Consider the following 14,131-nt stretch of genomic DNA (forward strand, 5'->3'; position numbering starts at 1 on the left):
ATTTGAATTCACTTTCTAAAATAGGCAATTTCCTGTTATTATATGGAGGTGTTTCAAAAAATGAAGAAATGAAAACGCATTTATATCGTGAATTCTTCATCCTGTTTTAGCGATCGGTAATCTTCTACTCTATTAGTGGGGCATTACCGATCGTTAGAACGATATGTAACTATATTGGTATAGCAAACCGAAGGGAGTCTTGTAATGGACATTTTATTAGCGCTTCTTCCTGCAATTGCATGGGGAAACATCTTATTAGTAAGCGTAAAAATGGGCGGTGGTGCATATAGCCAAACGGTAGGTATGACAATCGGTGCTCTATTCTTCGCAACAATTATGTATGTATTTACTCAACCAGCTTTAACAATGACAATCTTAATTGTTGGTTTTATTTCAGGTTTATTCTGGGCTTTAGGACAAGTAAACCAATTAAAAACAGTTGAAAAACTAGGTGTTTCAACTACTGTAACGATTTCTACTGGTATGCAACTTGTTGCAACTTCTATCTTTGGGGTTATCGCTTTCCGTGAGTGGACTACTACTACAACGATCATTCTGGGAACGATTGCAATCCTATTAATCGTAGTTGGTGTTGTATTCACATCATTAGATGATAAAGAAAATGCTCAGCCACCTGGACAATTGAAAAAAGGACTTCTTACTTTAATTGTTTCTACTTTCGGCTATCTTGTATATGTAATTATTATTCGTTGGTATAATATCGATGGTTGGTCTGCTATTTTACCACAAGCAGTTGGTATGTTTGTTGGTGCGGTTGTACTGACGTCTAAACATAAACCATTTAACAAATATGCAATCCGTAATGCTTTGTCTGGTTTACTATGGGGAACTGGAAACTTATTCTTACTTCTTTCATTACCACGTGTTGGAGTAGCAACAAGCTTCCCATTATCTCAAACTGGAATCGTTATCTCAACATTCGGTGCGATTGTATTCTTAGGTGAAAAGAAAACAAAACGTCAATTGATCTTTATTGCACTAGGTAGTGTTTTAATTATCGGCGGCGCTGTATTACTTGGTATGACAAAAGCATAATCTTATATTCTATTAGTAAACCCCTGAAGCATATGTACTTCAGGGGTTTTTTAATTCTAATTATTTTCTAGATATAATTATTTGTATGTTCTTGCCCCTTATAATTGCTCTTCCACTCTAGCAAACCAGCTACACATATAAAGAGATTAATAATAGCTAATATTAGCATGACGTATAAACCAGTAGAAATATAAATTGCAATGCTAACTATGTTATATAAAATCCATAAATGCCAGTTTTCTAATATTTTTCGACTTAACATAAATTGAGCCACTAGTCCCAATACGGCATTTAAAGCGTCTAAATATGGACTTGTTGACTCTAAATAACGGACTTGATAATAACCCCAACCAATCCAAGCAACTAAAATAAAACTTATATAAAAAGTCCATCCTTTCAAATCTAAACGAACTGTTGCTTTTACCTCTCCCTCCCCACTTCGTGCAATCCAATAATACCAACCATATACATTAAATATAAATTGAAAAGCGGCTAATACTGCCATTGTATATAAACCTTGTGTAATAAAAATGTATAGAAATACCGCAACAGTAATCATGCCAAATAAAAAGTTGGATACTTTTTCTCTCGCTAATAACCAAACATTAATGATCCCCATAATTGATGCGAAAATTTCAATATAACTCGATTGAATATACAATCCAACTAATACACAAATAATACTAGAAACAAGTAAAAAAAGTGGACTTCTAACCATATTTATCTCTCCCCAGATGTGTAATAAATTCCCTATCACCAGTATAAGGAATAGCCCTTTCCTTTACCATGAATCTCCTCCTTCTCATTATCCATTCCATCTACGGTAAGTCTTTTCTTTTTACAAAATTCTCTTAAAGATGATATCGTTTTTATAACATATCTCTACTAGAAAGGAATAAAGGATATGCTAACTAAACATCGAATTTTATTTATTGGTGCCGGTCGTATGGCAGAAGCTATATTTTCCGGATTACTTAAAACAAGCAAAGAGTACATCGAAGAAATTATCGTCTCTAACCGAAGCAACATAGAAAAGCTAAAACAGTTACAACATCGATATAATGTGTCTACTACAACAGATTGGAAACAGCATGTTACATCTGTTGATACGGTTGTTTTAGCAATGCCACCTTCGGCTCATGAAGAGTTATTAGCTGAGCTATCTCCGTTAATATCAAATCAACTAGTCGTAACAGTAGCAGCTGGCATTGGACCATCTTATTTAGAAGCTAGACTCCCAAAAGGCACGCCTGTTGCTTGGATTATGCCTAATACAGCTGCTGAAATTGGAAAGTCTATCTCCTTATATACAATGGGACAATCAGTAAACGAGATACATCAAGAAACCCTGCAACTACTTTTAAAAGGTATTGGTACTTCGCAACTTTGTACTGAGGAAGAAGTTCATCAGCTTACTGCAGTTACTGGAAGTGCACCAGCCTTCCTTTATTACTTTGCTGAAAGCTTAATTGAAGCAACAAAAAGTTATGGAGTTGATGAAGAAACCGCAAAACATCTTGTCATTCAAATGATTTCTGGCTCTGCTTCTATGCTTGAACAAACGCAAAATCCAGCTAACCTTCGCGAACAAGTAACAACGCCAGGTGGTTCCACAGCTGAGGGTCTCAAAACTTTATACGAATATAATTTTTCAGAGGCAATTCAAAAAGCAGTAGAAGCAACAAACAAAAAAGCTAGGGGGAAATAATATGATCTTAACAAGTTTAAAAGACTATACAACATTACATAACGGTGTAAAAATGCCTTGGTTTGGTTTAGGTGTTTTTAAAGTAGAAGATGGTTCAGAAGTAATTGATTCTGTAAAAGCAGCAATTAAAAATGGCTACCGCAGCATCGATACTGCAGCAATCTATCAAAATGAAGAAGGCGTTGGGCAAGCGATTCGTGAATCCGGTGTTTCACGTGAAGAATTATTTATTACCTCAAAAGTATGGAATAGCGATCAAGGATATGAAACAACGCTTCAAGCATTTGAAACTACATTAGAGAAATTAGGTCTAGAATATTTAGATTTATATTTAGTACATTGGCCTGTAAAAGGGAAATATACTGAATCATGGAAAGCATTAGAAACACTTTATAAAGATGGCCGTGTTCGCGCTATCGGTGTGAGTAATTTCCACATTCACCACTTACAAGACGTATTTGAAATTGCTGAAATTAAGCCAATGGTCAACCAAGTGGAATACCACCCACGTTTAGCACAAGAAGAGTTACATGCATTCTGTAAAGAACATAATATCCAGCTTGAAGCTTGGTCACCATTAATGCAAGGACAACTACTAGATAATCCAACGTTACAAGAAATTGCGACAAAATATAATAAATCAACTGCGCAAATTATTTTACGTTGGGATTTACAAAACGAAGTTGTAACAATTCCCAAATCAATTAAAGAACATCGCATTATTGAAAATGCAAACATCTTCGACTTTGAATTAAGTGCTGATGATATGAAAGCAATTCAAGCTTTAAATGAAGATCGTCGCGTTGGTCCAGATCCAGATAACTTTAACTTCTAGTAGAAAAACCACTGCCATATGCAGTGGTTTTTTCATTTAAGAAAACTGAAAATTTAAACTATATTTCATTTAGTTGACACTTTATTATTCAAGGTGTAAGATTTTGAATTATCAAAGAAACAAAAAAATTAATAAAATTTATTCGTTTACTCATTGTATCAAGAGAGGTGGAGGGACTGGCCCTTTGAAACCTCGGCAACAGGTTCATTTTGAATACTGTGCCACTTCCTGCAAGCTTTATGCTTGAAAGATAGAATGAGGGACTTCGTTTATATACGGGTGCATAACTTGTACGTAAAAATCCCTCTTTCTCAATATGAAAAGAGGGATTTTTTATTTTTCATTTCCCTCATCATCATCCAAACTTAATTATTTAGGAGGAAAATCAAATGAAAAAGAAGTTTGTACCCGGTATTGCATCAGTTGTAGGAGTAAGTATTTTATTAACTGGTTGCGGTAGTTATAAAAACGAAGCAAGCGGAGCAAATGCAAAAGACGAGGCACCTAGTAAACAGGTTTTAAACTTATCTTCACCTACTGAAATACGAACAATGGATACGGCTCGTGCTACAGATACTGATTCTGGTCAAGTAATGAGAAACGTATTTGAAGGTTTGTATAATCTTGGTGAAGGTAACAAACCTGTTCCTGGTGTTGCAAAATCTCATGAAGTAAGTGGCGATAAAACGAAATACACATTCCATTTGCGAGATTCAAAATGGTCAAATGGCACTCCTGTTACAGCTAAAGATTTTGTGTTCGCTTGGCAACGTGCCGTAGATCCAGCAACAGCCTCTGAATATGCATTTTTATTCTTTGATATTAAAAACGCAACAAAAATTAACAACAAAGAACTTCCAGCCGACCAACTTGGTGTAAAAGCAGTTGATGACCATACGTTTGAGGTAGAATTAGAGCGTCCTGTTCCTTATTTTATTAGCTTAACAGCGTTCCCAACATTTCTACCAATTAATGAGGAATTCTTTAAAGTACAAGGTGATAAGTACGCTTTAGAAGATAATACAATTTTGTACAATGGAGCTTTTACACTAAGCGATTGGAAGCACGAACAAAGCTTTAAATTTAAGAAGAACCCTACCTATTGGGATAAAGATACTGTCAAACTAGAAGAAATCAATTTTAATGTCGTAAAAGAAAAATCAACAGAAGTAAATTTATTCGAGTCAAAACAATTAGATCGTATAAAACTAACATCTGACTTCGTCGATAAATATAAAAAGGATGCTAACTTTAAAGAACGTCCAAACGTAGGCGTACAATTTTTACGTATGAATCAACAAAACAAAGTACTTCAAAACGTTTCTGCACGCCAAGCAATTGATCAAACAATTGATAGAAAATCCTTTGTAAATACGTTATTAAATGATGGCTCTACACCAACATTTGGTCTCGTTCCAAAAAACTTTGCAAAAGGACCTGAAGGAAAAGACTTCCGTACTGCAAACGGCGATTTAACAAAAGTTGATACAAAATCTGCACAAGAGTTATGGAAAAAAGCTAAACAAGAGCTTGGTTCTGAAAAGATAACATTAGAATTATTAACGAGTGATGCTGACCTTGATAAGAAAACTGGTGAATTCTTAAAAGGACAACTAGAAAAGAATCTAGATGGATTAACAGTAAATATAAAACCTCAGCCGCGTAAGCAACAAGTTTCGCTTTTATTAAAAGGTGACTACGAAATCGGAATTGATGGCTGGAGCCCTGACTTTGCGGATCCAATTACATTCCTTGAGCTATTTACAACGAATAACCCTTATAACTTAGATCATTACTCTAATAAGGAATTCGATGAAACAATAGCAAAAGTGAAAACAACTTTAGCTGGTGATGAAAAAGCTCGCTGGGAAGCATTACTAGCATCCGAGAAAATATTATTTAAAGACTCTGTTATCGCTCCTCTTTACCAAAAAGGCGAATCTTATTTAGAACGTTCTTATGTGAAAGGAATTGTGCAAGTAGACTTTGCAGGTCAATTAAACTTCAAGTGGGCAAAAATTGAAAAATAAAGTGAAACTTTAATAAGTGGGGGTTTCTTCATCCCCACTTATTATTAGCCCACACCAATTGTTTTTTTAGCAAAATATATTAAAAATAGGTTCTCTCACACATGAGAATCTGCTTTTTTAATATATTATTCTGAGAAATTAACAATCTATTTTTATTATTGACATATAGTTCTTTTCAGTGTTAATATTCTAAATAATCAAAGAAACAAAATATTTCACCATCAAAATATAATGTCTACTACGTTGAAACATATAACGATAGATTATAGTTCGACATGTATATACATATAGAACACCTGATTACCTATAAACAAATATTTATAATAGGTTTTATCTCCTTCTATAGCTACTTCAAGACACGGACATTATGACGTTACGAACAACACATTTAGGGAGGAACGAACAATGAAGAAAAAAGTTGTACCTGTTGTTGCATCTGTTTTAGGGGCAAGTCTATTACTAACTGCTTGCGGGGGAAATAAAGATAATGCAAGCGGAGCGAAAGCAAACGATAAAGCACCTGATAAACAGGCAATTAACTTATCATTCGCTTCAGAAATTCCAACAATGGATGTTGCAAAAGCAACGGATGGGGAATCCATGAACGTAATGCGTAATGTTTTTGAAGGGCTATATGCAATGGGAGAAGATAATAAACCGGTTCCTGGTGTCGCTGAGTCGGTTGACATTAGTCCCGATAAAACAAAATATACATTCCATCTCCGTGATTCAAAATGGTCAAACGGTACTCCTGTTACAGCAAAGGACTTTGCCTTCGCTTGGCAACGTGCCGTAAATCCTGATACAGCAGCTGAATACGCATTCTTATTCTTCGATATAAAGAATGCGAAACAAATAAACCAAAAACAATTGCCAATTGATCAACTAGGGGTCAAAGCTGTTGATGATAAAACGTTAGAAGTACAACTAGACCGTCCTGTTCCCTACTTCTTAAGCTTAACTACATTCTCAACATTCTTACCAATTAATGAAGAGTACTTAAAGTCTCAAGGCGATAAATATGGTTTAGAAACAAATCATTTAATTTATAACGGTGCTTTCACATTAGATAACTGGAAACATGAACAAAGCTTCCAATTGAAGAAAAATCCTAACTATTGGGATGCTAAAACTGTAAAATTAGAAGAAATCAACTTCAATGTCGTTAAAGATAAGTCTACAGAAGTGAACTTATATGATTCAGGACAAATTGATCGTGTTGCTTTAACTGCAGAGTTTGTTGATAAATATAAGAGCGATCCAAACTTCAAAGAACGCGCTGAAGTCGGTATTCAATTCTTACGATTAAATCAGAAAAATGAAACATTAAAAAATCAACATGCACGCCTTGCTATTAACGGCGCAATGAATAAAAAAGCTTACGTAGAAACAATCTTAAATAACGGCGCTGTTCCAGCTGAAGGAATGGTTCCTGCGAAATTTGCAAAGAGCCCAGAAGGCAATGACTTCCGTAAAGAAAATGGAAATCTAGTCAAGGATGATGTGAAAACAGCTAAAGAAAACTGGAAAAAAGCAAAACAAGAACTTGGTACTGACAAAGTAACAATCGAACTATTAACAAGTGACAATGCTTTAGCTAAAAAGACTGGTGAATATTTAAAAGGTGAATTAGAAAAGAACCTAGATGGATTAACAGTGAATTTAAAACCACAACCACGTAAACAACAGCTAAAACTACTATTAAGTGGTGACTATGAAATTGGTATTGACGGCTGGGGCCCTGACTTCGCTGATCCAATTACATTCTTAGATTTATTTACAACAGATAGTGCTTATAACTTCGATAAATACTCTAACAAAGAGTACGATGAGCTAATTCATAAAGTGAAAACAGATTTAGCTGGCGATGAAAAAGCACGCTTTGAAGCAATGAAGCAAGCTGAAAAAATTCTATTACAAGACGGCGCTGTCGCTCCTTTATACCAACAAGGCCGTTCTTACTTACAACGCTCTTTCATTAAAGGACTTGTAACAACTGACTTCGGTGGTGAGTTTAACTACAAGTGGACAGAAGTTACAAAATAATAAGTGCTAATAAAAAGGTATCCCACCGAGGATACCTTTTTATTTTATACTTCTTTAACTACAGAGCTTCTTCTTCCCTTTACCATTCCTTTTATAGCTAAAGTCATCACTGCTACTGATTGTGTAACCAATACAATAACTAATAATGAAATAATATTTCTCTCTAAACTAACTCCTCCAAATATTATTGTATAATAGCCATTCGCTGCATATGTTGCAGGAAATAATTCACTAATTGTTTGATATGTTTTAGAAAGCATTTCATGTGGCACAGTTACAACCATTTGTGTTAATGAAAGAAAGGCGAAAAAGACTATTGTCAATAATCCTCTTTTCCTTCTTTTTGCATTGAACCAAAACTCATCATAAATATAAACACAAACATCAAATATGTTCTCCACGTCGAAGAAGGTATATGCCCTGACCAAAGATAGCTAACTAAATAATTAATTCCCATAATACAAGACGATATTACTAAACTAATACTTATTAGTTTTACATATTTGAGCATATCTTTTCTCCTTGTTTTTATTTTTCTACTTCTTCAAACTGTAGATTCACCGGATCTTCTAAAAGTGTTTCATAAAAGTTCTCTGCCAAATCTGTTGAAGGGATTTTTTCATCTACTTCATCAAATCGAATACTATCTAGCCACACACAACCTTCTCCTGATAATAAAACACCAAATGCAATACCAAGTGCTTCTTCTTTTATATCTAATACAACCGAGTACGATTGCCAGTTATTCGTATTTTTAATGGGGCGATTTTGCATATTATCCATAGCGAGCGGTTCTGTATCTTTTCCATCTACTCGCATCCACAATCCTGCCCAATCTCTTACATTTTCACTCTTAATAAATGCTGTAAAACGTAATCTCTTCCCTACATATTTATCCGCTCGGAACATTTGCATTAATGTTGAAAATCCTCCATGCGTAACATTCTCTTTTGCTTTTATGTATGCAGATACTTTTCCTTGATGGACAACTTCATAATCTAAACCCATCTCATATTCAGCAGGATGACTTCCACTTAAGATCCATCCTTTCGGTATACCTTTTTGCATTGAAACACCCTCTCTTTCTATATAAAATGACTGAAAGTACTTTCGATATTTCTTTGGTGGCAATTGAAACATTCTTTTAAAAGCTCTCGTAAATGCCTCTTGTGAGGAAAAACCGTATTGCACTGCAATATCAATAACAGCTCTCTCCGTTGACACTAAAACTTGCGCAGCATGAGTTAACCTTCTCTTTCGAATATAATCTGTTACACTCATCCCAACATATCTTTGAAAGATGCGATGAAAATGGTACATCGATACTGCACTGTGGGATGCCACTCTTTCTGTTGTAAGCTCCTCATGTAAGTGATTCTCTATATATTCAATTGATTTTTTTATTATCTCTTTATATTCTTCATGCATTTTAGCCCCTCCCTCACAACTTCAATTTACCATATACATACAAATCGTTTTTGATTTAAATTGCGGATTAGTCCTTGTGACTGCAGGATAATAATTTATTTTCAACACATACATAATTACATGTTTTTGGGAAAAACTTGTATAGAACGAATTTACATAAGGAGGAATTTATAATGAGAATTCTACTATCAGTTTTATTAGCTCTTATGCTAGTACCTGCATTAACAGGATGTAAAGCTCCTGCCAAAGAAGACACAACTTCTAATAAAAAGACGACTGAAGAAGCAAAAAATGAGGCTCCTGCAGATTTAAAACTAAACTTCAATGAATTCGATTTAAAGGCAGACTACCAAGATACAAAGAAAGACTACGAAGTAGACTATAAAAATGTAGCAGCTGACAAGAAAATGGAAGCAAAAATTGAAGATCATAAAGCAGATGTAAAATTAACAGGAGACGAGGCTATCACAAAATTAAGCCCACTTCTACAAGAATTAAAATTTGATAAAGATACTCCTGATCAAGAAGTAATCGATCAAGTAGTGAACGTGTTCAAACTTGATAAAGACTATCAAAAATTCGATTTAGAAGTTGTCTTCTCTGATGGAACGAAAAAAGAATATAAAAGAGAAATAAAATAAAGAAGTAGGCGGTTGCCTACTTCTTTATTTTTGCATATCTTAAATCTGGTTTAGATCCAACATAATATTGAAGTCCAGATACCGTTTGTTTTGGTAAATAGGAATCCGACGGGAATATAATTGGAATTAATGGTGAATCTGTAAACATAATATCTTCCGCTTTATGCAATAAATCAAAACGCTTATCTTCATTTTGTTCTACTTCTGCTTCCTTCACTAAAGCATCAAATTCTTTATTATGCCATTTTGCATAATTGTTTGGACCATCACCTGCATATAAATCTAATTTAGTAATTGGGTCTAATAGAGAACCGCCCCATCCCATATAAGCTAATTGGAAATCACTTTGCTTATATGTGTCGATGTAACTCTTCCACTCTTTATTTTCTAATTTAATATCTACGCCAAGATTTTTCTTAAACATTTCTTGCATTGCTTCTGCTACTTTTTTATGTTGTGTATCTGTAGTGAATTTTAATGTTACTTCAGGTAATGTAGACCAGCCTTGTTCTTTCATACCTTCTTCTAATAATTTTTTCGCTTCTGCTGGATCAAATTTAACGTAACCACCTTTTTCTTTACGGAAATCACGCCCACTTTGTGTTTTTGCTCCTTCTGGAACGAATGCATTTGCTTCTTGTGCATTGTTTTTATACAGTTTTTCAACAATAAACTTACGATCAACTGCTAATGAGAATGCTTTACGTACTTTCGCATTTGTGAACGGCTCTTTTTCTACGTTAAACGAATAAATATAAGATGAAAATCCTGCAACACGTTTATATTCTTTATTTCCTTTTTCTTTCTCAATCATTTCTTGCGGTAAACTACTTAGTAAATCTAATTCTTTTGATTTGTATAATTGGTACGCTGTTTTAGAATCTGGAATAATACGAAACTCAATTTCTTTTAATGTTACCTTTTTATCATAGTATTCTTTATTTTTTTGTACCGTAATAGCCTGATTATGCTTCCATTCTTTTAATGTGAATGGTCCGTTCGTAATTAACTCTTTTGGATCTGTTTTTAATTTATTATTATCATCAATTGATTTTTTTGATAATGGAATGAATAATGAGCTTGCTAATTTTTGTTTAATGGAAGACACTGGGTGCTCAAGTGTTACCTTTAATGTTTGAGGATCAACAACTTGAATACCAACTTGTCCTTCTTCACCTTTTCCAGTATTGTATGCCTCTGCCCCTTTAATAAAATACATTTCTGTCGCATTCATAGAACCCGTTTTCGGATTTAATAATCGCTTCCATGCAAATTCAAAATCATTTGCTGTAATAGGAGAACCATCTGACCATTTAATATCTTTCTTTAAATGAATTGTATACTCAGTTCCATCAGCATTTACTTCTTCTTTCTCTGCTAATTCATTTTGATATTTTCCATCACTATCTTGCGTATATAAGCTTGAGAATAAATGTCCAATTACATAACCTGAAGTACTATCTGTCGCAATAGCGGAATCAAGTGTATATGGATCGCTACCAATATTCGTTACTAATCGATCTCCTTCTCCCTTACCAGCACTCGCCTTTTGTGTCTCTTTCTTACCGCAAGCGACAGAAGTAATTGCTAAAACAGTCATAATGACAAACAGTAAAAACTTCTTCATCCTACATTCTCCTTTAACCTGAAATTTTTGGTGTTGATGCCAATAGTGTTTTTGTATAAGAATGTTGTGGATTACGGAATACTTCGTCCGTATTTCCAAATTCAACAAGTTCTCCTTTGTATAAGACAGCTACTTTTTCACATAAATAGTGAACCATCGGTAAATCGTGCGCGATAAATAAATATGTATAACCTTGTTCCTTTTGAATTTTTTGCAGCAAGTGCACAATTTGGATTTGAAGCGAAACATCTAATGCCGAAATTGGTTCATCAAGAATTAATACTTCCGGCTCACACAATAACGCTCTTGCAATAGCAATTCGTTGACGTTGTCCTCCGCTAAATTCGTGCGGATAGCGATCAATATATCGTCTATCTAACCCAACACGCTCTAGCGCATCACCTGCTACTTTATCTTTCAATCCTTTATCACCTAAACCAAATGAAATATAGCCTTCCGTTACGCTATCGCGTACTTTCCAGCGCGGATTTAATGCTGCTGTGGAATCTTGAAAAATAAACTGTACTTTCTGTAAGAAATCACGTTTATGAGTTGCCTTCAACTTGTGAACGACTTGACCGTTATAATCAATTTCACCAGACGTTGGGCTCTCAATCCCAGCTATGAGCTTACCAAGTGTTGTTTTTCCTGAACCACTTTCTCCAATAATGCCAAGCGTTGTTCCTTTCGGGATAGAAAGTGATATGTCTTTTAACGCTGCGATTTCTTTATTTTTACTTCCATACGTTTTCGTTACTTGCTTTACAGTAATTAAATCTGTCGTCATGAGGCATTCACCTTCTCTTTTGATTTCGCTTTATTATGCTCCAGAACATGTTGCCAGCAATGTGAACTATGCTCCTTGGAATATGTTGTTCTCTCTGGGAAACGATGAATACATTCTTTTATCGCTACTGGACAACGATTTACAAAAGGACAACCAAAGCTATTTAACGTCTCAATGGAAGGTGTCGTCCCTTCTATTGCACGTAATACTTTTTCAGAATCATCCATATTCGGAATTGCTTGTAATAAGCTTTTTGTGTATGGATGTTTAGGGGAACCTATCACTTCCTCTATCGTTCCTTTTTCAACAACACGTCCTCCATACATCACAACTACTCGATCCGCTACTTCACGTACAAGTGCTAAATCGTGCGTAATTAGTAAAATACTCGTATTTTGCTTTTCCTTTCTTTCCTTTAATAACTCCATAATTTGCTTTTGAATTGTTACATCTAATGCTGTCGTAGGTTCATCCGCAATAACGAGTTTGGGGTGGCAGGCAAATGCGATTGCTAAACAAATACGTTGCCTCATGCCTCCGCTTAATTGATGTGGGTACTGTTCAAAGCGTTTCTCTGCTTCATGTATCCCTAAATCATTTAATAAGTTAATCGCAATTTCTTTTGCTTCTTTTTTCGATTTCTTTTCGTGTTGCAAAATCACCTCTGTAATTTGCCTTCCCACCTTCATCGTCGGATTTAAAGATGAAAGTGGGTCTTGAAAGATAAACGAAATATCTTTCCCTCGAATTTGATTCCATTCTGATTCTTGTAGATTCGTTAATTCCTTTGATTCAAAAGATATATTTCCATCATCAATATGAATTGATTCTTGATTTAAGCCGATAATAGATTGTGCTGTAACACTTTTCCCTGAACCACTTTCTCCTACAAGTGCAACTATTTCACCTTCGCTAATAGAAAAGGAAACATGCTTCACAATTGCTTGGTTACTATTCTCTTTTTCAACGGCTAACGTTACGTTTTCTAAAGATAAGAGCTGTCCCATGTTTTTTCTCCTTTCGATTCCGTTTTACGATTTTTGGATCAATTGCATCTTGTAAACCATCACCAATCGCATTAAATGCGAACATAATGAGCGCAATCATGATTGCTGGGAAGAATAGCTGCCACCATTCTCCACTCAATAATGTCCCAAGTGCATCATTCGTCATCGTCCCCCAGCTTGCTGCCGGTGATTGCACTCCTAGTCCGATAAAGCTTAAAAATGATTCTGAGAAAATAGCTGCGGGAATTGTAAATGATAAATTTACGATAATAATGCCCGTTAAGTTCGGAATTAAATGCCCGTATATAATTTTCATATGGGATGTACCTAATCGCTCCGCTGCAATAACAAACTCTCTTTGTTTTAAAGATAAGACTTGCGCCCTAACGAGACGTGCCATACCAATCCATCCTGTTAATGCAAGGGCGATGATAATGGTAAAAAGACCTGGTTTCATAACAATTAATAGTAAAATAACAATTAATAAATACGGGATACCGTATAACACTTCGATTCCTCGTATAATCCACTCATCAATTAATGTCCCAAGGCGATTGCGCCCTCTCACATATCCACTAAATCCTCCGATTAGCACACCAAGTCCTATATCAAGAGCAGCTGCCACTAATCCAACTGTTAATGAAATTTTCCCGCCAGCCCAAGTACGTGCCCATATATCTCTTCCCAAATCATCTGTTCCGAACCAATGCTCACTACTAGGTGGTAAGTTTGTTGCCTCTTTTACTTGTTCACTCGCAGTAAATGGCGTTAAACTTTCACCAACAAGTGAGAAAACAATAATGAGTAATAACGTCACTGATCCTAAAACTGCGATTGGATTCGATACAAACTTACGAAACACTTCTTTCTTTCGGCTAATCTTTTGCTGATCTTTATTTATCGTTAATTCTTTCTTCTCTTCATTTGTTAATAACTGGTCATTAATTTCATAAGCTCCCATCTAAA

The 14,131-nt window shown here is 35.0% G+C and carries 14 protein-coding genes and 1 riboswitch; of the genes, 6 read left to right on the forward strand and 8 right to left on the reverse strand.

The genetic code is table 11. From position 1 onward, the window contains the following. Positions 1 to 204 precede the first annotated feature (204 nt). Complete coding sequence (locus ACTFN4_RS27560; protein ID WP_000353544.1) at positions 205 to 1,056, forward strand: GRP family sugar transporter; 852 nt, start codon at positions 205 to 207, stop codon at positions 1,054 to 1,056. A 67-nt stretch (positions 1,057 to 1,123) separates the two neighbouring features. On the opposite strand, the gene pnuC is transcribed toward ACTFN4_RS27560, so the two are convergent. After that, entirely contained in the window at positions 1,124 to 1,774 is a 651-nt protein-coding gene (gene pnuC, locus ACTFN4_RS27565; RefSeq protein WP_439963099.1) for a nicotinamide riboside transporter PnuC, read from the reverse strand. A 186-nt stretch (positions 1,775 to 1,960) separates the two neighbouring features. Here pnuC and proC point away from each other — a divergent pair, with 186 nt between their 5' ends. The 4 genes from proC (at position 1,961) to ACTFN4_RS27585 (ending at position 7,675) form a co-directional block, all read left to right on the forward strand. Next, positions 1,961 to 2,764, forward strand: coding sequence for a pyrroline-5-carboxylate reductase (proC, locus tag ACTFN4_RS27570; protein ID WP_000956253.1), 804 nt, complete (start codon positions 1,961 to 1,963; stop codon positions 2,762 to 2,764). Between the two features lies 1 nt (position 2,765). Next, positions 2,766 to 3,599, forward strand: a complete 834-nt coding sequence (locus tag ACTFN4_RS27575) for an aldo/keto reductase (protein ID WP_000604203.1) — start codon at positions 2,766 to 2,768, stop codon at positions 3,597 to 3,599. Between the two features lie 152 nt (positions 3,600 to 3,751). Next, positions 3,752 to 3,856, forward strand: a riboswitch (SAM riboswitch). Between the two features lie 132 nt (positions 3,857 to 3,988). Then, on the forward strand, positions 3,989 to 5,629 hold the full coding sequence (locus ACTFN4_RS27580; protein WP_000726482.1) for a peptide ABC transporter substrate-binding protein: 1,641 nt from the start codon (positions 3,989 to 3,991) through the stop codon (positions 5,627 to 5,629). Between the two features lie 405 nt (positions 5,630 to 6,034). Further along, positions 6,035 to 7,675, forward strand: coding sequence for a peptide ABC transporter substrate-binding protein (locus tag ACTFN4_RS27585; RefSeq protein ID WP_000731086.1), 1,641 nt, complete (start codon positions 6,035 to 6,037; stop codon positions 7,673 to 7,675). Between the two features lie 44 nt (positions 7,676 to 7,719). Here the strand turns inward: ACTFN4_RS27585 and ACTFN4_RS27590 are convergent, their stop codons facing one another. From ACTFN4_RS27590 to ACTFN4_RS27600, 3 genes are read right to left on the reverse strand one after another with little or no spacing between them, the layout of a single operon-like run. Next, the gene (locus tag ACTFN4_RS27590; protein WP_000156944.1) at positions 7,720 to 7,998 is read right to left on the reverse strand and encodes a hypothetical protein; all 279 of its coding nucleotides are present in this window, start codon (positions 7,996 to 7,998) and stop codon (positions 7,720 to 7,722) included. Beyond that, the gene (locus tag ACTFN4_RS27595) at positions 7,995 to 8,186 is read right to left on the reverse strand and encodes a hypothetical protein (RefSeq protein WP_439963101.1); all 192 of its coding nucleotides are present in this window, start codon (positions 8,184 to 8,186) and stop codon (positions 7,995 to 7,997) included. The genes ACTFN4_RS27590 and ACTFN4_RS27595 overlap by 4 nt, the downstream gene beginning before the upstream one ends. A 17-nt stretch (positions 8,187 to 8,203) precedes the next feature. Continuing rightward, entirely contained in the window at positions 8,204 to 9,103 is a 900-nt protein-coding gene (locus ACTFN4_RS27600) for a helix-turn-helix transcriptional regulator (protein ID WP_000544202.1), read from the reverse strand. Positions 9,104 to 9,276: 173 nt separating this feature from the next. Here ACTFN4_RS27600 and ACTFN4_RS27605 point away from each other — a divergent pair, with 173 nt between their 5' ends. After that, on the forward strand, positions 9,277 to 9,744 hold the full coding sequence (locus ACTFN4_RS27605) for a YusW family protein (protein WP_439963102.1): 468 nt from the start codon (positions 9,277 to 9,279) through the stop codon (positions 9,742 to 9,744). 16 nt (positions 9,745 to 9,760) lie between these two features. Here the strand turns inward: ACTFN4_RS27605 and ACTFN4_RS27610 are convergent, their stop codons facing one another. The 4 genes from ACTFN4_RS27610 to ACTFN4_RS27625 are packed head-to-tail and all read right to left on the reverse strand — an operon-like array spanning position 9,761 to position 14,126. Continuing rightward, complete coding sequence (locus ACTFN4_RS27610) at positions 9,761 to 11,371, reverse strand: peptide ABC transporter substrate-binding protein (RefSeq protein WP_439963103.1); 1,611 nt, start codon at positions 11,369 to 11,371, stop codon at positions 9,761 to 9,763. 13 nt (positions 11,372 to 11,384) lie between these two features. After that, complete coding sequence (locus ACTFN4_RS27615) at positions 11,385 to 12,158, reverse strand: ABC transporter ATP-binding protein (RefSeq protein ID WP_000205673.1); 774 nt, start codon at positions 12,156 to 12,158, stop codon at positions 11,385 to 11,387. Continuing rightward, complete coding sequence (locus ACTFN4_RS27620; RefSeq protein ID WP_000531264.1) at positions 12,155 to 13,165, reverse strand: ABC transporter ATP-binding protein; 1,011 nt, start codon at positions 13,163 to 13,165, stop codon at positions 12,155 to 12,157. The genes ACTFN4_RS27615 and ACTFN4_RS27620 overlap by 4 nt, the downstream gene beginning before the upstream one ends. Continuing rightward, positions 13,122 to 14,126, reverse strand: coding sequence for an ABC transporter permease (locus ACTFN4_RS27625; RefSeq protein ID WP_000501525.1), 1,005 nt, complete (start codon positions 14,124 to 14,126; stop codon positions 13,122 to 13,124). Before ACTFN4_RS27625 ends, ACTFN4_RS27620 begins: the two co-directional genes overlap by 44 nt. Between the last annotated feature and the right edge of the window lie 5 nt (positions 14,127 to 14,131).

The sequence above is a fragment of the Bacillus cereus group sp. MYBK95-2 genome (genome assembly GCF_051915225.1).
In the GTDB taxonomy this organism is placed as follows: Bacteria; Bacillota; Bacilli; order Bacillales; family Bacillaceae_G; genus Bacillus_A; species Bacillus_A cereus.